The sequence below is a fragment of the Trinickia sp. Z7 genome (assembly GCF_056498045.1).
This window is the reverse complement of the sequence record NZ_JAUEQW010000005.1, coordinates 20,723-41,785: the sequence shown is the minus strand read 5'-3', so window position 1 is coordinate 41,785 and position 21,063 is coordinate 20,723. Positions and strand designations below refer to the sequence as shown.

The following is a 21,063-nucleotide window of genomic DNA, read 5'->3' as shown; positions in this document are numbered from 1 at the left end:
GTGTAACTCACGAAACAGTGGGGCGCATGTCCACGCATTGCGCCAAGCATTCGGCGTTTTCGGTCGATGCGCTCGCCGCGCCGGCCGTCGATGAGTCGTTGACATATGTGCTTTCAGCAACTAATAATGTGCTAAAAGCAAATATGGAGACCTTACCATGACCTCTGCCCAGCTCGACGATCGCGCGGAAGCCGTACGTCGCTTCAATCGTTTCTACACACGTCAGATCGGTCTTCTGCACGAACACCTGCTCGATAGCGAGTTCTCGTTGACGGAGGCGCGCATCTTGTACGAACTCGCCCACCGCGTCGGCATCACGTCGTCCGACTTGTGTCGCGAATTGGGCTTGAACGCGGGCTACGTGAGCAGAGTCATCACCGGCTTCGAGAAGAAGGGGTTGCTCGCCAAAACGCGGTCGGCCACCGATGCGCGCGTAGCGCAACTGCAACTGACGAAGAAAGGACACGAAGCGTTTCAGCCATTGAACGACGCATCGAAGCGCGAGGTCAGCGCCATGCTGGAGCGACTGGCGGAGCCCGCGCAGCTCGACCTCGTCGACGCCATGGGGCAGATCCATGCGCTGCTCGGCGAAGCCGAGCCCAGCTACGTCCTGCGCGATCCGCGCCCCGGCGATATGGGCTGGATCGTGCATCGGCAATCGGTGCTCTATGCGCACGAACACGGCTGGAACGCCGAGTTCGAAGCGCTCGTCGCAGAAATCGTCGCCAAGTTCATTCGCGAGTTCGATCCGAAGTCGGAGCGGTGCTGGATTGCGGAAAAGGACGGAAGAGCCGTGGGGTCGGTGTTCGTCGTGCGAGAGGACGACGACACGGCGAAATTGCGGTTGCTCTATGTCGAGGCCAGCGCGCGCGGCCTCGGAATCGGGCGTCGCCTAGTCGACGAATGTCTGCGTTTCGCCCGGCTCGCCGGCTACAAGAGGATGATCCTGTGGACCAACAGCGTGCTCGCCGATGCCCGGCGCATCTACGAAAAAGCCGGATTCGAACTACTCGAAGAGGCGCCCCACCACAGCTTCGGTAAGGATCTCGTCGGCCAGGTCTGGGGCCGTGAATTGTGATCGCGTCCCGATAAAGCTGTTGTCTTTGTGCAACGCGACATCGCTATAGAGGCTATGAAACCGGCGTTCTCGCGGTATTTTTGTGCGCCGCACTAGACTTGCGTAAGGGAAAACCCTAAAATTCGTTCTAAGGATAAACCCTGATACGCATTCAACCCGGGAGTCGCCATGAGCTTCGTTTTCGCCCTCGTTCAAAAGATCAACGATCTCTTCGCTTCACCGCACCTGCCGCTCGATTCGGACTACTCGTTCGAGGCCCGTCACCGCGAAGCCGAGCGCGTCCGTCGCTCGCAGGCGACCGTGTTCGGCATTCGTCTCGTCGATTAATACGGGTCACGCCCATCGCCGGTCGCCGCGCACGCCGCGGCGCTGGCAGCCCGCCCCGTTCGAGGCGGGTGTGCATGGACCTTCGCACCGGCTTCCCCAGCCGGCGCGTTCGCTTGCTAGGCAATTGGCGCCGCCGCCGCACGCGGCGCTACAACTGCTTACAGATGTCACCAATGCGTGGTCCACCGATACACGCAATCCGGCGTTTCTGCAGACATCCTTGTCCGGAGTCTGTCATGAACGCAAACCTTCCTTCGAATCAAACCCGCAACCGCATTCATCCTTTGATCGCCGGCGCGGCCGTTGCGGTCATCCTCGTCAGCGCGACGGGCATCGCGGCGATTGCCGGATGGCTGCCGACATCGCATGCCGTCTCCGCACCGTCCGAGCAGAACGCATCTTTGGCGATGCAGAGCGCCCAAGTCGCCAGCGCCCCCGTGACGGTCGCCCCCGTGTATCGCGAGCCCCGCGAGACGAGCAGCGCCGCGGCCGCCGAAGCCCGCCGTCGTCACCATGTGGTGAAGGTCGCGCCCTCGCCCGCTTATGGCGGCAACGGCGGGGTCGAGCAAAATGCCGGCGCTTACGAGGGAAATGCGCGCACCACGGCCTACGACCCGAACGCAGGCGAAGTCGTTGCGATCAACGCAGTGCAAGCCCCGGCGCCGACGACGGGCATCGGCGCAGTCGGCGGCGCGATTGCGGGCGGATTGCTCGGCAACCAAATCGGCAACGGCCGCGGCCGCACGCTCGCCACCATCGCTGGCGCGGTGGGCGGCGGCCTCGCGGGCAACGGCATCGAGCACGAGGTGCACAAAGCAACGTCGTACCAGGTGCAGGTGCGCATGCAAGACGGCAGCTACCGGAACTTCAACTACACGACGCAGCCGCAGTTCCAGCCGGGCGAGCATGTGCGCGTGGTAGGCGATTCCCTGGCGGCCGCCTAAGAGGCGCTTAACCGAGCCTTAAGCTTGATCGGACATACTGGTATGGCAGGCTGCGGGCGATCGCCGCTCGCAGCTGACGCGAAACAGGAGGTACCGATCATGAAGACCTTATTCCGAACCGCCACGCTCGCCCTTGCGCTCACATCCGCCGCGGCGTTCGCGCAAGCGCAACCCAGCGATCAGCCGCTCACGCACGCTCAGGTGCTGAACCAACTGACGCAGTTGCGGCAAAATGGTTACGTCCCGAACAAAATCCACTATCCTGCCGATATCCAGGCAGCGCAAGCACGCGCCGGCATGCAGCCCGGCGTGCAACCCGGCATGAGCACGGCATCGACTAGCGGCGTCGGCGGGGCACAAGCGGGCGCCACGCTGTCAGGCTCGCGCATGACGACGAGCGTCGGCTGGCACGCTATGTATGGTCATCACTAACCCAATCACGGGTAGCGGGTTTGCCCACGTTGCGGCGCCGCGCCGCCGCAACGACTGCTCATGAAAGTGCTCATCGTCGAAGACGATTCCGCGATTGCGGCCAACCTATACGACTACCTGACGAGCCAGGGCTACGAGGTCGATCTGGCGACGAACGGGCTGGCGGGGCTGAGCTTTGCCGTGGCGCAAACCTGGGACGCCATCTTGCTGGATCTTTCGCTGCCGGGCATGGATGGACTCTCGCTTTGCCGCGAGTTGCGCGAGCAAGCCCATCGCGACACCCCCGTGTTGATGCTGACCGCTCGCGACACGCTCGACGATAAGCTGGCCGGATTCCATCACGGCGCCGACGACTATCTAGTCAAACCCTTCTCGCTCAAAGAAGTGGGGGCACGGCTGGAGGCGCTGATCAAGCGTTATCGCGGGCGCGTCGTGGCAAGCCAACTGCGCTTCGAGGACGTGCGGCTCGACGTCTCGACCCTCGCAGTGCTGAGATCGGGCCGCGCGCTGCGCCTACCGCCCAAATGTCTTCACTTGTTGCGCATCCTGATGCAATCGCCAGGCCGCGTTCTCGGCCGAGAGGAACTGGAAACGCAGATATGGGGCAATACACTGCCTGACAGCGATACGCTCCGCTCCCACGTCTACACATTGCGCCGCGCTTTGACGGCGCACGGCGAAGAGGACCTGATCGAAACGGTCCACGGTATCGGCTATCGGCTCGTCGCTCCCCATGCGCGCGCATCGTAGCCTTCGCTTCAAGGTCGCCGTCGTTTTTTCGATGCTCACCATCGCGCTGCTCGTGGCGCAAGCGCTGGGCGTGCGCACACTGGCCGAGGCGCAGGAAGAAAGGCTCATCACGGCGCTCGTCGAAGACGACATGGCCAGCGTCACGAAAGCCTATCGCTCCGACTCCGCGCTTCTCCCCCCTTTCGATTCGCGCCTGAGGGCCTATGTATCCAGCGCCGATCGTTCGCCGGTCTCGCTGCCCGCCTCGGTCGCCGCGTTGCCCGACGGCGTCCATGAAATCATCTTGAGCGGCCGCGAGATTCATGTTGCTGCGGTACCGTTCGGCGATGCGCGTCTTTATCGCGTTTATAACTTCAATGCCTACGAGCAGCGTTTCAAGCGAGTTATCGACGCGCTGATGGCAGTCACCGGTGTGTTCGCCCTTCTCACCATCTGGCTCGCATTCGGTCTGTCCGGATTGCTCGTGCGACAGGTCGCCGGCTTGGCCAAGCAAGTGAAAACGCTCGGATCGACACCTTCCGCCCCGATCCAACCGGGGAAGTACGATGAAACCGAACTGATCGCGCTCGTTGATGCCTTCAATGATTATCACCACCGCATGGCTGCGATGATCGAGCGGGAAAAGGAATTCACGGGCAACGTGAGCCACGAGCTGCGCACCCCGCTCACGGCGATCAAAACCAGTTGCGAGTTATTGGAACAAGACGCCTCGCTCGGCGAGAAAGCGCGTGCACGGGTTGCTCAAATCGAGCGCGCAACGGAGAACATGCGCCAGTTGGTCAACGCGCTGCTCACGCTCGCCAGAGAACATAGCGTGCGGGACACCGTCAGCGTTCCCTTGGCCACCGCGATCGGCGAGGCGTTGACGCCGTTCGCCGATCGCCTCGCCGCAAAACGCATCGATACGCGCGTTGAAATCGAGCGGAATGTTTGCGTAGCGGCGAACCCTTCCGCACTGGCGATCGTTTTATCGAATCTGATCGACAACGCCGAGCGCCACATGGCGGGCGGTCACCTGAGCTTCACCTACGCTCATCCATGGTTGCGGATTGAAGATACCGGTTCGGGTATCGCGCCCTGCGCAGCACCGCACGTATTCGATCGGTTCTACCAAGCGCATCCGGTTCGGCATACGGAACAAGGTGTTGGCATCGGCCTGTCGATCGTCAAGAAAATCGCAGAGCGTTACGGTTGGCAGATACAGCTCGAGAGCGAGCCGTCGCGCGGCACGCGCGTATCGCTCTTGCTGCCCCACCCAGGCCCCGATCAGACCAGCCCCGCACCGAGCCTTTCTTGACGAAAACTTCACAGGCGGGCGCGTAGCATCGACAGTCGAAGGCCTCGCCTCGAGCGCCTCATCGATCGACGAATGCCGAAATGCGCCGCCTGCTGCCCTTCGCCCTTTGCCTGCTGACCGGCTGCGCCGCCTACCATGCGCAGCCGCTCGCCCCCGACGATCTTGCGCGCCGGTTCGAGCTCCGTTCGTTTGCCGATGCCGGCCTGCATGACTATGTCACGCGTGCGCTGGGCCGCGACATTGCGCCCTGGCCGCCAGAGCAATGGAATCGCCGGTTGCTGACATTGGCGGCCTGGTACGACAACCCTGCGCTCGAAATCGTTCGTGCGCAGGCCGACACGGCACGCGCGGGTGTCGACGTCGCAGGGGCTTTGCCGAATCCGACGCTTCAGTTGCCCGCGGAATACGCAACGCCGAACCCGGGACCCGGCGCGCCTTTCACTATGGGGCTTGCATTCGATATCCCGATCGAAACCGCAGGGAAACGAGGCTATCGGATCGGCCAGGCGAAGCACCTCGCCGATGCGGCGCAATTGGCCATCCAAACCGAGTCATGGAAGGTGAGCGGCCAAGTGCGCGACGCATTGATCGCGCTTTACAGTGCCCAAGGACATTGCGCGTTGTCGGCACGCCATGTCGCCGATGAACGGGACGTTGTCTCCATGATGGAGAAACGACAGACGGTTGGCGAGAACTCCGCAGCCGAACTCGGCGCTGCAATGTTGGCGCTGGACCAGGCGCAGCACGACTACGCTGCGGCCGGCGCCGCGCTGGCCGATGCTCGCGCGCAACTGGCCGCCGCGATCGGCGTGCCGCTTGCGGCCATCGACGGTATCCGTATCGACACGACTTCGTTCATGGCGCCCCCGCCCGCGCCACCCCCTGCCCAGGCGCAGCGCGACGCGATTTTTCATCGCTCGGATTTGCTCGCTTCGCTGGCCGACTATGCGGCTTCCGAATCGGCGTTGCAATTGGAAGTCGCCAAACAATACCCGGATGTGCATTTGGGGCCCGGCTACACATACGACACGGGCACACGGCGCATCGCGTTCGGCTTGGCCGGCATCACGTTGCCGATCTTCGATCAAAACCAAGGCGGCATTCGCGAAGCCGAGGACAGGCGTAAAGAAGCTGCCGCGCGCACCGCCGCGCTGCAAGACACAATCATCGGCGATCTCGATCAAGCGCTATCGCGCTATCGGCTGACGCTTCGCGCGCTCGATTTCGCAGACAAACAACTGAAGCGCGCGCAAGAGCAACTCGCCGGCGAGGCCGCTCGATTTGCCGCCGGCGAGATCGATCGGCTTGCCTACACGAAAGCGAAGGTCGATTTCGACGGCAACGGCGGTCTCCGATTGTCTGCGCTCGTCGCGGCTTGGCAGGCGGCAGCGGCGCTCGAGGATGCCATGCAGCGCCCGCTCGATCGTGAAGGGTTGGATGACTTGCAAGCGCATCGGCAGGAGGAGCCACGATGAACCTACGACTGTCATTGGCGCTAGCAGCCTCGCTGGCCATCGCCACGGCGGCGGCCTGGTACGTCTTTCAAACCGTCGCGAACCCGGGCACGGCGACGCCCGATGCGTCCGCGCCCCGGCCCGCATCCACGCCGGCGGCGCAAACCATCGGCGCTGAAAGGGTCCTTACAGTCGGGCTCGACGCTCAACGAGCGAGCGGCATCGAGGTCGCACCGGTCACCGCCACCCGCGTGCGGGCGCAATACGAGGCGTATGCGATCGTGGTCGATCCGCAGCCGCTATTCGATCTGAGCACGAAGCTCGCCGCCGCACGAGCCGATGTCACTACCTTCGCCGAGCAGGCGCGAAACTCGGAGGCTCAATATCAGCGCAGCCGCCAACTCTTCGACGACGATCACAACGTCTCGCTAAAAGCGCTACAGGATGCGCATGCGCTCATGCAAGCGGACCGAGACAAGCTGCAATCGGCGCGAGCGGCGCTTGCTGGATTGAGCGCGACGGCACGCGCGCAATTCGGCGACGTGCTCGCGCACGCAGTCGCTGCGCCCGGCTCGGAATGGCTCACGCGTCTGCAATCCGGGCGCACGTCGCTCCTGCGCATCACCTTGCCCTCGACGCTCGGAAGCGGCGCACCAGAGCGCCTGACCTTGCGCACGCCCGATGGCGAATCGATCGCGGCGAACAAGCTGTCGCCTTCGCCCATCGTCGACCCCTCCGTCCAAGGGACGCCATGGTTGTATGCCGCACCGCGCGCACTGCCGGCCGGGATGCATACGCTGGCGGTTGCGGCAGCGCCGCAGACGAGCGCCCCTGCGTGGTTGATCCCCACCGATGCGATCGTCTGGTATGGCGGGCAGACCTGGGCCTACGTGCGCACCGCCCCTGACCGATTCGCCCGCCGGCTCGTGCAATCGGCCAGCGAGGACGATGCGGGAGTTGCCGTGACTGCAGGCTTTCGCGCGGGCGATTCGATCGTGACACGCGGCGCGCAATTGCTGCTCTCCGAAGAGCTGAAGCCACAAGGCGTTGCGACTGCCTGCAAAGATCCGCCCGAGTGCGACGACTGATCGCAGCCGACGGCCGCAGCGCGGCGCGTCGCCCTTCCACTTGCGCCCCGGCCGCCCATGCTCCAAGCCATCATCCGTTTCTCGTTGCGCTTTCGCGGCGTCATCTACGCGTTGGCGCTCACCGCAGCCGGCTATGGCATCTATTCGACGACGCGTGCGAACCTCGACGTCTTTCCCGAATTCGCGCCGCCGATGAGCATCGTCCAAGCCGAAGCACCCGGCTTGACGAGCGAGCAAGTGGAAACGCTGGTGACGCAGCCGATCGAGAACGCGCTCGCCGGCATGGCCGGACTCAAGTCGATCCGGTCACGGTCGATGCAAGGGTTGGCCTCGATCACGCTCGTCTTCGACGATCGCGCCAATGTATTGCAAGCACGGCAGTTGGTCTCGGAAAGGCTCAATATGCTGACCGCGGCTATGCCTGCGGGCGTGATGCCGCCGACGCTGCTGCCGCTCACGACGACGACGAGCGTGGTGCGCACGATCGGCCTCACCTCGAAGACGCTTTCGCCGACCGCACTCTACGATATCGCGCAGTGGACGGTTCGACCGCAACTGCTCAGTGCACCCGGCGTGGCCGACGCCATCGTATTCGGCGCGGCGGCGCGGCAATTGCAGGTGCAAGTGGGCCCGCAACAACTGTTGCGCTACGGCCTCTCGCTGCAAGACGTGATCGCAGCCGCCCGCCAAGCGACGGGCACGCGCGGGGCAGGCTTCATCGAAAACGAAAATCAACGCATCGCCGTGCATGTCGATGGACAAATCGCCGATCCGAAGACGCTCGGCGCTCTCGTGCTGCGCTGGAGCAATGGCGCGGCCGTGCATCTGGCCGACGTCGCCGAGATCACATGGGGCGAGGCCACCGAAGTCGGCGCTGCGACGATCATGGGCCAGCCCGGCGTCATGATCGTCATGGAGAATCAATACGGCACCAACACTATGGCCGTGACGCGCAGCATAGAGCAGCGGCTGGCCGCGCTGGCCCCGGTCTTGGCCCGGCAAGGCGTCGAGCTGCACCGCGACGTGTTTCGGCCGGCCAATTTCATCACGACAGCGATCGAGCACCTGCGCACCGCGCTGCTGGCCGGTGCATTGTTGGTCGTCCTCGTGTTGTTTCTGTTTCTGCTCGATCTGCGCACGGCGGCGATCTCGGCGGCCGCGATTCCGTTGTCGCTACTGACCGCGATCGTCGTACTGACCTCCTTCGGCGCCAGCCTGAACACGATGACGCTGGCAGGCTTGGCGATTGCGCTCGGCGAAGTGGTGGACGATGCGATCATCGACGTGGAGAACATCTATCGAAGGTTGCGGGAGAATCGACTTCGCGCAACGCCGCTGCCTGCGCTTCGCGTCGTGCTCAAAGCATCGTTGGAAGTGCGCAGCGCCGTCGTGTTCGCCACCTTCGTCGTCATGTTGATCTTTCTGCCGGTGCTGACGTTATCGGGCGTGGCCGGCAAGTTGTTCGCGCCGCTCGGTGTCGCCTATATCCTCGCCGTGCTGGCATCGTTGGCGGTCGCGTTGACCGTCACACCGGCGATGTCGCTGGCGTTGCTATCGCGCGGCGCATTGCCTTCGCGCGAGCCGCGCTCGATCGTTGCGCTCAAGGCGCGTTACGCGCGCATGCTCGCTGCAGTCGAACGACGCACCAGAGCGACGATCGTCCTCGTCGCACTGTTATGCGTCGCCGCGCTCGGCGCGCTTCCCTTCATGAACGGCAATTTCATTCCGCAGTTGCGCGAAGGGCACTACATCGTGCATATGGGCCTCGCGCCGGGCACTTCGCTGCCGGCAGCGATCCGGATCGGCACGAAGGTATCGAATGCGCTCATGCATGTTCCCGGCGTGCGGCTCGTCGCACAGCGCGCCGGCCGCGCCAACGAAGTCGTCGATCCGACAGGCGTGCAACTCTCCGAGTTCGAAGTCGAGTTCGACCCGATGAGCCCGTCGCGCCAAGATGCCACGATTGCCGCCATGCGTCGTGCTCTTGCACGATTTCCCGGCCTGACGACTTCGATCAATACATTTCTCGTGGAGCGGATCGACGAGACGATTTCGGGTGTCACCGCCCCCGTGGTCGTGAACGTCTACGGCAACGATCTCGATCTCATCGACCGCAAAGCGCAACAGATCGCCCAGGTGCTGGCCACGATTCATGGCGTCGCGGGCGTCAACGTGGAATCGCCCCCGGGTATCCCGGAGCTGGAGGTTCGGCTCCGACCGGAGCAGCTGAGCAGGCAAGGCTTGCGCCCCGGGGAGGTGCTGGACGCGATCCAGGCCGCTTACGAGGGCGTAACGGTCGCTCAAGTTCATCAAGGCAGCCGCGCTTACGACCTCTCCGTTCAGCTCGCGCCCTCCGCACGCCGCAGGCTGAGCGACGTGAGCGCGCTAGTCGTTAGGAACCCTGACGGATTGGCCGTGCCGCTCGGCACGCTGGCGACGATTCGCCAGGTCTCGGGCCGCTATCAAATCACACACGACGGGGGCCAGCGGGTGGAAACCGTCTCGGTTACGCTCGGCAACCGGCCAGTGAGCGATTTCGTGAGCGAAGCACAGGCGTGCGTGAGTCATGACGTTCGCATGCCGGCGGGCGTCTACGCCGTCTTCGGCGGTGAAAGCGAGGCGCGTAGCCAGTCGCAGCACGACTTGCTGGCTTACGGTGCGGTTTCGCTGGCCGGTATCGTCGTGTTGCTCTCGCTCGCGCTGCGCAGCGCACGCGCCGTCGCCGTGGTCATGCTCAATTTGCCGTTCGCGCTCGTCGGGGGCGTGATCACCGTCGCCGCGACCGGTGGCAATCTGACGCTCGGCAGCATGGTCGGCTTCGTCACGCTGCTGGGCATTTCGCTGCGCAACTCGATCATGCTCGTTAGCCACTACGAACATCTCGTGCACATCGACGGCTTACCATGGAATGCGGACACGGTCCTGCGAGGAGCGTCGGAACGCCTCGTGCCGATCCTCATGACCGCGCTCGCCACGGCGCTGGCGCTGCTGCCGCTCGCGCTGACGAGCGGCGCCGCAGGCAACGAGATCGAAGGCCCCATGGCGACTGTCATCCTGGGCGGCCTACTCACGTCGACCGCCCTGAATCTGCTCGTGCTGCCCACGTTGGCGCTGCGGGGCTTGCGTTTCGCGCGCGACGAGCCGGCGGATTAATCGCGATCGGGTGCCCCGAGCGGAAACAGCGAGCGGTAGGGGCGCGCTTCGTCGACCGCGCGAGCGAACGAGGGGCGTGCGAGCAAACGTTGCCGGTAGGCAAAGGCGTGCCGCAGCGAGCGGTCGATCGGATGGGCCCAATCGGCATAAAACAGCGATGGCGCCGCGGCGCAGTCCGCCAGGCTGAACGCATCGCCGGCCGCCCATTCGCGTTCGCGCATTCGTTCGTCCAGCCATCGGTATGCAACCTCGAGCATCCGTTTGGCCTCTTCGACACCATGCGGATCGCGCACGGCCTGCGCACGCAGCCGATCGCCGACGATCTTCTGCGTCGGCGTCATGACGTAGTTGTCGAAGAAGCGGTCCAACATGCGCACGTCCAGCGCCGCGCGCCGGTCATCGGGAATCATCGGCGCGGCGCCGCGATGGAAAAGATCGAGATACTCGATGATGACGCTCGACTCGAGCACGGTGCGTCCGTCATCGACGAGCACGGGAAAGCGCCGCATCGGCCAAAGCGCTGCGAGTTCGGCCCCCGTCTGAGGGTGCTCGGGGGAAAGCATGGCGAATTCGAACGGCGCGCCGTTCTCGTACAGCGCTGTGAGGACCTTCTGGCAGTAGGCGGAAAACGGGTGGGCGTACAGCTTCATAGCGTTCTTGGCTCCATGGATTCGGGCGCACGCCGATGCGTGCAGGCGGCTCGGCGACGAACGACCTGTCGTTTTGCGTTCGATTCGCTTCGATCGAAGCCCTGCCGAGCTCATATGCTCGACGCGCGACGAATCCGGAAATCGACACCCGCAGCCAAAGAAATGCGGCGCTGCGTGTCGAGCCTCCGCTTGCTCGCGATGAAGAAAGCCGCGACGGACCGTCTACGTGCGCCCGATGGCTCGGGCGCGGCGCGCGACTTCCTCGCTCGAGACATCCTCGATGTGCGTTGCGAGCCACCACGTGTTGCCACACGCATCGCGCACACCCGCATTGCGATCGCCGTAGAACTGATCGGCCGGCTCCATCACCGATTCCCCGCCGGAACGCAGCGCCCGTGCATAAGCCCCATCGACATCGTCCATGTACAGATGGAATGCGGCCGGCGCCGGACGGCACTCGTCGTTGCCGTCGCTCAGCATGAGGATCGAATCCCCGACCTTCAACTGCGCGTGTCGAATGCGCCCCTTGTCATCGTCGATGCGCTCGAAGACGACAGCGTCGAACGCACGTTGCAGGAAATCGATGACAGCTTGCGCGTCGGACGCCGTAATGTACGGCGTCACGGTATGAAATCCCTCCGGTATAGGGCGTACGTTCGTCGTGCGCATCGGCGTCTCCAAGTGGGTGGGGAACGCCAGAGATTGTAGGCCGGGTTGTGCATCGACGCGCTTACGTTTTTTCGTAGCCCATTGCGGCTCGGACAGCCGCGACGGCGAAACAGCCGCCCACGCGGCGGGCTGCGAATGCGAATCGCCGAACCGTTCGGTCTAGCGCGCAGGGGGCAACGGGGCTACACTCAGATATCCCTCGTCGCGGAGCGCCATCATGACCGACATCGATCCCGCGCGGACCTTCCGCGGGCTTCCGCTCACACCCGAGCAAGACGCCGAAATCAGGCATTACATCAAAGTGTGCAAGCAGCACGGCAAACCGTGGGACACCCCGGAGCTCGACGCCATGCTGCGCGACATGCTCGAGCCGCCGGACGACGACACGCTCGGCGACGACGACCTGGACCCCGATTTCGGCGACGCGCGCACCGCGGCCGAGCGCGCGCAGTTTTCGATCGACGACGAGACCAACCCCATCGAAGCATCGGAAGAATGGCAGGCTGCGATGGAATCGGAAGCGATGAAGAGGTTCAACCATTAAACCGCTTGCACTCGGCGCCGCCGCGGCCGCGCGCGGCTACGGCGCGCTCGAAGTGCTCGCCGTTTTCCTGAAACTCGGATTGACCTCGTTCGGTGGCCCGGTCGCACACCTCGGCTACTTTCGCCGCGAATTCGTGGAACGGCGGCGCTGGCTCGACGAAGCCGCCTACGGCGATCTGGTCGCGCTTTGTCAATTTCTTCCGGGGCCGGCAAGCAGTCAGGTAGGGTTTTCCGTGGGGCTGTTGCGCGCCGGATGGCTGGGCGGCCTCGCCGCATGGTGCGGCTTCACCCTGCCCTCGGTGTTGCTTTTGCTCGTGTTCGCAACGCTCGCGCCCGATCTTGGAGGACCTCTCGGCCAAGGACTCGTCCATGGGCTCAAGCTGACGGCGGTCGCGGTGGTGGCTCAGGCGGTTTGGGACATGGGCCGGCGGCTGTGCCCGGACTTGCGCCGCACGGCCATCGCGCTCGCTTCGATTGCGCTCCTCGCCGTGATGCATTCGGCCTATGCGCAACTGGCCGTGATTGCATTGGGCGCCGCAGCCGGATTCGCGTTCTACCGGCGCGGCGGCACGCTGGGGATTCGCGCCGCCCCGGCTGCCGACGATGCCGGCGCTTTACTGCCGGGAAGGGTCTCTCACACCGCCGGCGCGCTCGCCTTCGCCTTGTTCTTCTTGTTGCTGGTAGGCATTCCCGCAGCCGTGCGGCTCATTCCTGGCACGGGTGGCTCGGCTACCCAAGCATTGCAGGGTTTCGATGCCTTCTTTCGCTCGGGCGCACTCGTGTTCGGCGGCGGCCACGTCGTGCTGCCGCTGCTGCAGCAGCAGAGCGCGATCCAGCACGCAGTCAGTTCGAACGCGTTGCTTGCGGGGTACGGCGCCGCGCAGGCGGTGCCGGGGCCGCTGTTCAGCTTCGCCGCTTATCTGGGCTGGATGATGTCGGGCCCGGGCGCTAAGATCGCCGGCGCGGCGCTCGCTACCGTTGCGATCTTCTTACCGGGGCTGCTGCTCGTCGTCGCGGCCCTGCCCCACTGGCAAGCGTGGCGCGCTCGTGCCTCGACGGCCGCCGCTTTCGCCGGAATCAACGCCGCTGTCGTAGGACTGCTCGCCTCGGCGCTCTACTCGCCGGTCTGGACGAGCGCCGTGCATCGGCCGCTCGACTTCGCCATTGCGGCGATTGCGTGCCTGCTACTCGTCAGATGGAAAACGCCGCCGCTGGCCGTGGTTGCGCTGTGCGCGGCCGCGGGGATCGCGGCCGCCGTCTTGGGGTAGCGCTCAAGCCCACCCTTGCTCGCGTTCGGCTGCACCGGCAGCGCGAACGCGCCCGCCGTTACTTGGGCTGCGCGACCGTGCGCAGGTACGGCTTGAGGGTCTTGAACCCTTGCGGATACTTCTTCTTCGCTTCCTCGTCGGAGACGGACGTCGGGATGATGACGTCATCGCCCGGACGCCAATTGACGGGCGTGGCCACCGCGTGCTGCGCGTTCATCTGCAGCGCGTCGAGCAAGCGCAGCACTTCGTCGAAATTGCGGCCCGCGCTCATCGGGTAGACGAGCATCGCCTTCACCTTCTTATCCGGGCCGATGATGAACACCGAACGAATCGTGGCGTTGTCGTTCGCCGAGCGCGCGCCGCCGCTGGCGTTCGGATGAATCATGTCGTAGAGCTTGGCCACCGTCAGATCGGCGTCGCCGATCATCGGATAGTTGACCGCATGCCCCTGCGTCTCCGCGATATCGCCAACCCAATTCTTATGGTCGCTGACGGGATCGATGCTGAGCCCGATGATCTTCGTTTTGCGCTTGTCGAACTCCGGCTTCAAGCGCGCCATATAGCCGAGTTCGGTCGTGCAAACCGGCGTGAAATCCTTCGGGTGCGAAAACAGAATGGCCCAGTTGTCGCCGATCCACTCATGAAACTTGATCGTGCCTTCGGTGGTTTCGGCGGTGAAATCGGGGGCGACGTCGCCAATACGGATGGTCATATCGAACCTCCTGGGTTAGGTACGTTGGCAAGCCGGTAATCCACGCGCCGTGCTATCGATATACGACGGCCGCGCAGCATGGGAACGATGAGGCTCCGAATTATAGACCGCGTGGAGCGAGTCCATCAGTGCAAGCGCGCACCGAAGCGGACGGCATCGCGCCGAACGAGTGCGACATCGGCCGGCGCTGCACTGCTGCGGTGCGGCAAGCGCCGCACCGCATGCCTTCGCGCGGGGCGCAGCTTGCCGCCCCGCCCCACCCGATAAGCCTTTCACGCGCTTGGCATAGCCCTTGCATAGATCTCGCCCGTACCCGGCAATGGCGTCGGGATGCATGCAACGCAACGCGATTGTGTGGTGATGGTCGAAGGCGGTTCGCCCAAACGCCGATTCACCCCGCGCACGCTTCAAGGACAACGGCGTCCCCTCGTGCCTCGACACGAGCGGACGCCGTTTTCGTTGATGCATGCCTTTTGATTGGTTTTTTCTTTCCGTCGAGCAATGACGCTGCGACCTCAACGGTTCAAGGAGTAAGCAACGATGAACGCGCCCCGACTCGTCGTAATCGGCAACGGCATGGCCGGCATCCGTACGATCGAAGAGCTGCTCGCGCTCGCGCCGAATCACTACGAGATCACCGTCTTCGGCGCGGAGCCGCATCCGAACTACAACCGGATTCTGCTCTCGCCCGTGCTCGCCGGCGAACAGACGTTCAAGGACATCATCCTCAACCCGCTCGATTGGTATGAGCAAAACGGCGTCCGGCTGCATACCGGCAAGGCGATCTCGCGCATCGATCGCAAGCGCCGCGTCGTCGTGGCCGAGGATGGCGTCGAGGCGCCCTACGACCGTTTGCTGATTGCAACGGGCTCTCAGCCGTTCATCCTGCCGGTGCCCGGCGCCAAGCTCAAGGGCGTGATCACGTATCGCGACATCGGCGATACGCAGGCCATGATCGATGCGGCAACGGTGAAACGGCGCGCCGTCGTGATCGGTGGCGGCCTGCTCGGTCTCGAAGCGGCCAACGGCCTGAAGCTGCGCGGCATGGACGTGACCGTCGTGCATTTGGCTTCGACGCTGCTCGAGCGTCAGCTCGACGCGAACGCGGGCCGTCTGCTGCAGCGCTCGCTCGAGGCGCGGGGCCTGCAATTCCTTCTGTCGAAGGCCACGAGCGAAATCATCGGCAACGACGCCGGCGAAGTGGCGGGCGTGCGCTTCAAGGACGGCGAGGAAATCGAAGCCGATCTCGTAGTCATGGCGGCAGGCATCCGCCCGAACACGGCGCTGGCCGAAGCGGCCGGGCTGCACTGCGACCGCGGCATCGTCGTCAATGACACGCTGCAAACCTACGACCCGCGCATTTATGCCGTGGGAGAGTGCGTGAGCCATCGCGGCGTCGCATACGGTCTGGTCGCCCCGCTGTTCGAACAGGCCAAAGTTTGCGCGAACCACCTCGCGTTGATGGGCATCGGCACGTATAAGGGCTCGGTGCTCTCGACGAAGCTGAAAGTGACCGGCATCGACTTGTTCTCCGCCGGCGACTTCATCGGCAGCGAGACCACCGAACAAATCGTGCTGTCGGATCCGGCGGGCGGCGTATACAAGAAGCTCGTGATCGAGGACGATCGCTTGGTCGGCGCCTGCCTATACGGCGATACGGCCGACGGCGCTTGGTACTTCAAATTGCTGCGCGAGGGACGCAAGCTGGGCGAACTGCGCGATCGCCTCATGTTCGGCGAATCGAGCATCGGCGACGCCGGCGTGCAGGGCCACAACCGCGCCGCCTCGTTGGCCGATTCGGATGAAGTCTGCGGCTGCAACGGCGTATGCAAAGGCACCATCGTCAAGGCCATCACCGAAAAGGGCCTATTCACGCTCGACGAAGTGAAGAAGCACACGAAGGCCGCGAGCTCGTGCGGTTCGTGCTCGGGCCTCGTCGAACAGATTCTGATGAGCACGGTGGGTACGAGCTTTCAAGAAACGCCGAAAACGAAGGCCATCTGCGGCTGCACCGATCGAACCCACGACGAAGTGCGCAAAGCCGTTCGCGAGCACAAGCTGCTCACGCATCGCGCCGTGTTCGACTTCCTCGAATGGCGCACGCCGAACGGCTGCGCCACGTGCCGCCCGGCGATCAACTATTACCTCGTCTCCACCTGGCCGCACGAAGCGCTCGACGATCCGCAAAGCCGCTTCGTCAACGAACGCGTGCATGCCAACATCCAGAAGGACAACACGTTTTCGGTCGTGCCGCAAATGAAAGGCGGCGTCACGACGCCGGACGAATTGCGCCGCATCGCCGATGTCGCGGACAAGTACCACATCCCGATGGTCAAGGTCACCGGCGGGCAGCGCATCGACTTGCTCGGCGTCAAGAAGGAAGACCTCGTGAACGTGTGGCAAGACCTCGGCATGAAATCGGGCCACGCGTACGGCAAGTCGATTCGCACGGTCAAAACCTGTGTGGGCAGCGAGTTTTGCCGCTTCGGCACGCAAAACAGCACGCAGATGGGGATCGATCTCGAGACGATGCTCGCGAACATGTGGTCGCCGCACAAGGTCAAGCTCGCGGTGTCGGGCTGCCCGCGCAATTGCGCGGAAGCCGGCATCAAAGACGTCGGCGTGATCGCGGTCGACAGCGGCTGGGAACTCTACGTCGGGGGCAACGGCGGCATCAAGACCGAAGTCGCGCAGTTTCTCGCGAAGGTCAAAACGGCCGAGGAAGTGAAGGAATATACGGCGGCGTTCCTGCAGCTCTATCGCGAGGAAGCGCATTACCTCGATCGCACCGTGCATTACATCGCGCGCGTCGGCCTCGATTACATCAAGCGCAAGATCGTCGACGACGACGCCAGTCGCCGCGCGCTCTACGAGCGCCTGCTCTACTCGCTCGAAGGGCTGCCCGATCCGTGGCAAGCGCGCATCGAAGGGCAACACCAGCGCGAATACATTCCGATCAAAGTCATCGCTTGAGGTCATCGATACATGGATATGCCGACTTCCTCCATTTGGACGCACGTGTGCAGCGTGTCCGACATTCCGCGTCTGGGCAGCCGCGTCGTCAAACGTGACGACGGCGACGTCGCCTTGTTCAGGACGGCCAACGACGAGGTGTTCGCCTTGCACGATCATTGCCCGCACAAGGGCGGCGCGCTCTCGCAAGGGATCGTTCACGGCAATACCGTCACGTGCCCGTTGCACAGCTGGAACATCTCGCTCGAGACGGGTCAAGCGTGCGCCCCCGACGACGGCTGCACGATGCGTTTCGCCGTGAAGGTCGACGGTGAAGCCGTATTCGTTCGCTTCGCATGAGCGAGGATGACATCGCGATGAAAACCGACCGCGAGGGAGGTGTCGCCAAAACGGTCACACGCTCGACCTGCTGCTACTGCGGCGTGGGCTGCGGGGTCTTGATCGAATCGCAGAACGGCCGCATCACCGGCATCGAGGGCGACCCCGAGCACCCGGCCAACTTCGGCCGGCTCTGCACGAAGGGTCGCTCGCTGCCGGCAACCGCCGCGAGCGCGGCGGGCCGCGCGCTGCATCCCGAGATTCGGCTCACCCGCGAAGCGCCGCGCGAGCCGACCGAATGGTCCCACGCGCTCGATCACGTCGCCGCGCGTTTTGCCGAGGTGATCGAGCGCGACGGACCGGACGCCGTCGCGTTCTATATTTCGGGGCAGTTGCTCACGGAAGACTATTACGTCTTCAACAAGCTCGCGAAAGGGCTGATTCGGACCAACAACATCGATACCAATTCGCGCTTGTGCATGTCGAGCGCGGTGACGGCTTACAAGAAGTCGCTCGGCGCCGACGGTCCGCCGACATGCTACGAAGATCTCGAACTTGCCCGCACCGTGCTGTTCGCGGGAAGCAACATGCCCTACGCGCACCCGGTGCTGTTCAGGCGCTTGGAGGAGGCAAAGGCCAAGGACCCGTCGATTCGGTGGATCGTCGTCGATCCGCGCCGCACCGACGTCGCCGCGCTGGCCGACCTGCACCTGGCGATCGAACCGGGCACCGATGTCGCCCTGTTCAACGGCATGCTGCATCACATGATCTGGGAAGGGGCCGTGGACGCCGCTTTCATCGCGTCGCACACGAACGGCTTCGCGGCGCTGAAGGCGCTCGTGCGCGGCTACACGCCCAGTATCGCGGCAGAAATCTGCGGCATCGCCGAGGCCGATCTGCTGCAGGCCGCCCAATGGTTCGCCGCCAGCCCCGCGTCGCTGTCGCTCTATTGCATGGGCCTGAATCAATCGAGCCACGGCACCGATAAGAACCTTGCGCTGATCAACCTTCATTTGGCGACGGGGCAGATCGGCAAGCCGGGCGCAGGACCGTTTTCGCTGACCGGCCAGCCGAACGCCATGGGCGGGCGCGAGGTCGGCGGCATGGCGACGATGCTCGCCGCACACCGCGATATCGGCAACGCCGAGCATCGTGCGCAAGTGGAAGCGCTGTGGGGCGTGAGCGGGCTGTCGGCGCGTCCCGGCTTGCCGGCCGTCGAGATGTTCGACGCGCTCGCCGAGGGCAAGATCAAAGCGGTTTGGATCGCCTGCACCAACCCGGTCCATTCGATGCCCGACATCGAACGCGTGCGCAAGGGGCTGCGCAAGGCCGAGTTCGTCGTCGTGCAGGAAGCGTTCACGCAGACGGACACCGTGCCATACGCCGACGTGCTGCTGCCCGCTTCGAGCTGGGGAGAAAAATCGGGCACGGTGACGAATTCCGAACGCCGGATCTCGCGCGTGCGCGCCGCAGTCGATGCGCCGGGCCAAGCGCGCGCCGATTGGTGGATCGCCAACGAGATCGCGCGCAGGCTCGAGACGCGGCTTGCCGCCGGCCAGACGCGAGCCGATCGTTCCACCCTTTTTCCTTTCGCATCGCCCGGAGAGGTGTTCGACGAACATCGTGCGCTCACCGTCGGGCAAGATCTGGACATTGGCGCGCTGTCATACCCGCGGCTCGAAGCCGACGGCCCGCAGCAATGGCCTTATGCGTCCGATGCGGCGACGGGCGCCGCGCGCCGCTACACCGACGGCGTCTTCGCCACCGCCGACGGCCGCGCCCGTTTTCACGCGACCGCATACCGGGGCGTGGCCGAGCCGGCCGATGCACGCTATCCGTTCCGGTTGCTGACGGGGCGTCTGCGCGACCAGTGGCACGGCATGAGCCGCAGCGGGCGCACGGGCGCTTCGTTCAATCACGCGCCGGAAGCGACGTTGTCGATGCGGCGCGACGACGCGGCTCGCCGCGGCGTCAAGGACGGCGATCTCGTCACCGTGACGAGCCGGCGCGGCCGCCTCGTGTTGCCCGTCGAAACCAACGACGACCTGCCATCCGGCACCGTTTTCGCCGCCATGCATTGGAGCGGTCAATTTCTCGCGAGCGGCGGCATCAACGAAGCGACGATCGGCGCGGTCGATCCCGATTCGAAGCAACCCGAGCTCAAGCATGCGGCGGTACGCGTGGAAGCGGCCAAGCTGCCGTGGCGGCTCGTTGCCGCAAAACGCGGCGACGTGCTCGCTTTGCGCGAGGCGGTGCAACCGCTATTGGCGGCGCGCCGCTACGCCTCGATTCGCGTCGAGGGCGACGACCTGCTCGTCGTCTCGGCCGCCGATGTCGACGCCGATGCACAATGGACCGAAAGACTGCATGATGCGCTAGGATTGGCGCGTGGCGACGAGTTGCTCGAGTACCGCGATGCGCGACGCGGCCGCGCGCAACGCGTCGCCTGGAACGGGGAACTGGTCGACGGTTTTCTGGTAACCGGCGATACGAGCCCCGCCGCGGCGCTGATCGAGCAAATTCGCACGGCCAGCCCATGGGAAGGCCCGCGACACGCCATCGTCCTGCTCGGCGGCGACACCCCGGGGCGCGGTTTGACGCCGCGCGTGCGCGTGCTCTGCAATTGCAAGCAAGTGACGCAACCGCAGATCGAGCAAGCGATAGCGAACGGAGCCGGGCTCGATGCGCTCAAATCGACGCTCGGTTGCGGTACGGTTTGCGGCTCGTGCGTGCCCGAAATCAAGCGCTTGTTGAACGCGACGACGCCCGCGTGAGCCGCGCCACCGGGCGCGACGACACACGTGCGTTAGCGATGTGAACAGACTCTCGATGCTGCGTATATTGCTCGTTTCCGATACCGACAAACCGATTGGCGAACTGCGCGAGGCGCTCGCTCGTCTCGGCTACGAGATGCTGCCGGAGACGGCCGCGCCTCATGCGTTGTCGAAGGTGGTCGAGCGCGAGCGGCCGGACGTCGTCATCATCGATACCGAATCGCCTTCGCGCGACACGCTCGAGCAATTGGCCGTGATGAACGAGACGGCCCCGCGCCCGGTGCTCATGTTCAGTCATGACGCCAATCAGCAGTTGATCCGTTCGGCCGTCGACGCCGGCGTCACCGCGTATATGGCCGAGGGCTTGTCCCCCGACAAGCTCGCGCCGATCCTGGAAGTGGCGCTCGCGCGTTTTGCCCATGAGGAAAGACTACGACGGCGCTTGACGAAAGCCGAGAGCGAACTCGAAGAACGCAAGACCATCGATCGGGCCAAGCGCCTGTTGATGGAGCGCAGCAAACTTTCCGAAAACGACGCATACGCCACGCTACGCAGGCGAGCCATGGATGCCGGCGTACGCTTGGCCGAGATCGCGCGCCGCGTGATCGAAGCGGACGAATCTTCGAGGTAGCA

18 protein-coding genes are annotated in these 21,063 nt (G+C 64.3%); 15 read left to right on the top strand and 3 right to left on the bottom strand.

Annotation, left to right across the window (positions count from 1 at the left end):
• The first annotated feature begins 157 nt into the window (after positions 1-157).
• The 9 genes from QQS38_RS11050 (at position 158) to QQS38_RS11010 (ending at position 10,523) form a co-directional block, all read left to right on the top strand.
• Positions 158-1,078, top strand: a complete 921-nt coding sequence (locus QQS38_RS11050) for a bifunctional helix-turn-helix transcriptional regulator/GNAT family N-acetyltransferase (protein WP_479645420.1) — start codon at positions 158-160, stop codon at positions 1,076-1,078.
• Positions 1,079-1,246: 168 nt separating this feature from the next.
• On the top strand, positions 1,247-1,405 hold the full coding sequence (locus QQS38_RS11045; RefSeq protein WP_479645419.1) for a hypothetical protein: 159 nt from the start codon (positions 1,247-1,249) through the stop codon (positions 1,403-1,405).
• Between the two features lie 236 nt (positions 1,406-1,641).
• A complete protein-coding gene (locus QQS38_RS11040; protein WP_479645418.1) occupies positions 1,642-2,349 on the top strand; it encodes a glycine zipper 2TM domain-containing protein in 708 nt (235 codons plus the stop codon).
• A gap of 99 nt (positions 2,350-2,448) precedes the next feature.
• Positions 2,449-2,781: a DUF4148 domain-containing protein gene (locus tag QQS38_RS11035; protein WP_479645417.1), complete on the top strand. Its 333-nt coding sequence runs from the start codon at positions 2,449-2,451 to the stop codon at positions 2,779-2,781.
• 60 nt (positions 2,782-2,841) lie between these two features.
• The gene (locus QQS38_RS11030; protein ID WP_479645416.1) at positions 2,842-3,531 is read left to right on the top strand and encodes a response regulator transcription factor; all 690 of its coding nucleotides are present in this window, start codon (positions 2,842-2,844) and stop codon (positions 3,529-3,531) included.
• Between the two features lie 31 nt (positions 3,532-3,562).
• Entirely contained in the window at positions 3,563-4,828 is a 1,266-nt protein-coding gene (locus QQS38_RS11025; protein ID WP_479645415.1) for a sensor histidine kinase, read from the top strand.
• 80 nt (positions 4,829-4,908) lie between these two features.
• A complete protein-coding gene (locus tag QQS38_RS11020; protein ID WP_479645414.1) occupies positions 4,909-6,303 on the top strand; it encodes a TolC family protein in 1,395 nt (464 codons plus the stop codon).
• Complete coding sequence (locus tag QQS38_RS11015) at positions 6,300-7,370, top strand: efflux RND transporter periplasmic adaptor subunit (protein WP_479645413.1); 1,071 nt, start codon at positions 6,300-6,302, stop codon at positions 7,368-7,370. The genes QQS38_RS11020 and QQS38_RS11015 overlap by 4 nt, the downstream gene beginning before the upstream one ends.
• Before the next feature lie 57 nt (positions 7,371-7,427).
• A complete protein-coding gene (locus tag QQS38_RS11010) occupies positions 7,428-10,523 on the top strand; it encodes an efflux RND transporter permease subunit (protein ID WP_479645412.1) in 3,096 nt (1,031 codons plus the stop codon).
• Here the strand turns inward: QQS38_RS11010 and QQS38_RS11005 are convergent.
• The gene (locus tag QQS38_RS11005) at positions 10,520-11,173 is read right to left on the bottom strand and encodes a glutathione S-transferase family protein (protein WP_479645411.1); all 654 of its coding nucleotides are present in this window, start codon (positions 11,171-11,173) and stop codon (positions 10,520-10,522) included. The genes QQS38_RS11010 and QQS38_RS11005 overlap by 4 nt on opposite strands.
• Positions 11,174-11,395: 222 nt before the next feature.
• Positions 11,396-11,842 carry a VOC family protein gene (locus QQS38_RS11000; protein WP_479645410.1) on the bottom strand — a complete coding sequence of 149 codons (447 nt, stop codon included), beginning with the start codon at positions 11,840-11,842 and terminating at the stop codon, positions 11,396-11,398.
• Between the two features lie 217 nt (positions 11,843-12,059).
• Here QQS38_RS11000 and QQS38_RS10995 point away from each other — a divergent pair, with 217 nt between their 5' ends.
• Both QQS38_RS10995 and chrA read left to right on the top strand, forming a co-directional pair.
• Entirely contained in the window at positions 12,060-12,386 is a 327-nt protein-coding gene (locus tag QQS38_RS10995) for a hypothetical protein (RefSeq protein ID WP_479645409.1), read from the top strand.
• A 52-nt stretch (positions 12,387-12,438) separates the two neighbouring features.
• Positions 12,439-13,653: a chromate efflux transporter gene (gene chrA / locus QQS38_RS10990; RefSeq protein ID WP_479645408.1), complete on the top strand. Its 1,215-nt coding sequence runs from the start codon at positions 12,439-12,441 to the stop codon at positions 13,651-13,653.
• Positions 13,654-13,711: 58 nt separating this feature from the next.
• On the opposite strand, the gene QQS38_RS10985 is transcribed toward chrA, so the two are convergent.
• On the bottom strand, positions 13,712-14,365 hold the full coding sequence (locus QQS38_RS10985; RefSeq protein WP_479645407.1) for a peroxiredoxin: 654 nt from the start codon (positions 14,363-14,365) through the stop codon (positions 13,712-13,714).
• Positions 14,366-14,905: 540 nt separating this feature from the next.
• Between QQS38_RS10985 and nirB the strand changes: the two genes are divergently transcribed.
• From nirB to QQS38_RS10965, 4 genes are read left to right on the top strand one after another with little or no spacing between them, the layout of a single operon-like run.
• Positions 14,906-17,338, top strand: coding sequence for a nitrite reductase large subunit NirB (gene nirB, locus QQS38_RS10980; protein ID WP_479645406.1), 2,433 nt, complete (start codon positions 14,906-14,908; stop codon positions 17,336-17,338).
• Between the two features lie 18 nt (positions 17,339-17,356).
• Complete coding sequence (gene nirD / locus QQS38_RS10975) at positions 17,357-17,677, top strand: nitrite reductase small subunit NirD (protein ID WP_479645405.1); 321 nt, start codon at positions 17,357-17,359, stop codon at positions 17,675-17,677.
• Positions 17,674-20,430, top strand: coding sequence for a nitrate reductase (locus QQS38_RS10970; RefSeq protein WP_479645404.1), 2,757 nt, complete (start codon positions 17,674-17,676; stop codon positions 20,428-20,430). Before nirD ends, QQS38_RS10970 begins: the two co-directional genes overlap by 4 nt.
• Before the next feature lie 55 nt (positions 20,431-20,485).
• On the top strand, positions 20,486-21,061 hold the full coding sequence (locus QQS38_RS10965) for an ANTAR domain-containing response regulator (RefSeq protein ID WP_479645672.1): 576 nt from the start codon (positions 20,486-20,488) through the stop codon (positions 21,059-21,061).
• The last annotated feature ends 2 nt before the right edge of the window (positions 21,062-21,063 follow it).

Coding starts and splice junctions, on each gene's coding strand:
- QQS38_RS11050 (WP_479645420.1), top strand. CDS start 158: ATGACCTCTGCCCAGCTCGACGATCGCGCGGAAGCCGTACGTCGCTTC.
- QQS38_RS11045 (WP_479645419.1), top strand. CDS start 1,247: ATGAGCTTCGTTTTCGCCCTCGTTCAAAAGATCAACGATCTCTTCGCT.
- QQS38_RS11040 (WP_479645418.1), top strand. CDS start 1,642: ATGAACGCAAACCTTCCTTCGAATCAAACCCGCAACCGCATTCATCCT.
- QQS38_RS11035 (WP_479645417.1), top strand. CDS start 2,449: ATGAAGACCTTATTCCGAACCGCCACGCTCGCCCTTGCGCTCACATCC.
- QQS38_RS11030 (WP_479645416.1), top strand. CDS start 2,842: ATGAAAGTGCTCATCGTCGAAGACGATTCCGCGATTGCGGCCAACCTA.
- QQS38_RS11025 (WP_479645415.1), top strand. CDS start 3,563: ATGCTCACCATCGCGCTGCTCGTGGCGCAAGCGCTGGGCGTGCGCACA.
- QQS38_RS11020 (WP_479645414.1), top strand. CDS start 4,909: ATGCGCCGCCTGCTGCCCTTCGCCCTTTGCCTGCTGACCGGCTGCGCC.
- QQS38_RS11015 (WP_479645413.1), top strand. CDS start 6,300: ATGAACCTACGACTGTCATTGGCGCTAGCAGCCTCGCTGGCCATCGCC.
- QQS38_RS11010 (WP_479645412.1), top strand. CDS start 7,428: ATGCTCCAAGCCATCATCCGTTTCTCGTTGCGCTTTCGCGGCGTCATC.
- QQS38_RS11005 (WP_479645411.1), bottom strand. CDS start 11,173: ATGAAGCTGTACGCCCACCCGTTTTCCGCCTACTGCCAGAAGGTCCTC.
- QQS38_RS11000 (WP_479645410.1), bottom strand. CDS start 11,842: ATGCGCACGACGAACGTACGCCCTATACCGGAGGGATTTCATACCGTG.
- QQS38_RS10995 (WP_479645409.1), top strand. CDS start 12,060: ATGACCGACATCGATCCCGCGCGGACCTTCCGCGGGCTTCCGCTCACA.
- QQS38_RS10985 (WP_479645407.1), bottom strand. CDS start 14,365: ATGACCATCCGTATTGGCGACGTCGCCCCCGATTTCACCGCCGAAACC.
- nirB (WP_479645406.1), top strand. CDS start 14,906: ATGAACGCGCCCCGACTCGTCGTAATCGGCAACGGCATGGCCGGCATC.
- nirD (WP_479645405.1), top strand. CDS start 17,357: ATGCCGACTTCCTCCATTTGGACGCACGTGTGCAGCGTGTCCGACATT.
- QQS38_RS10970 (WP_479645404.1), top strand. CDS start 17,674: ATGAGCGAGGATGACATCGCGATGAAAACCGACCGCGAGGGAGGTGTC.
- QQS38_RS10965 (WP_479645672.1), top strand. CDS start 20,486: ATGCTGCGTATATTGCTCGTTTCCGATACCGACAAACCGATTGGCGAA.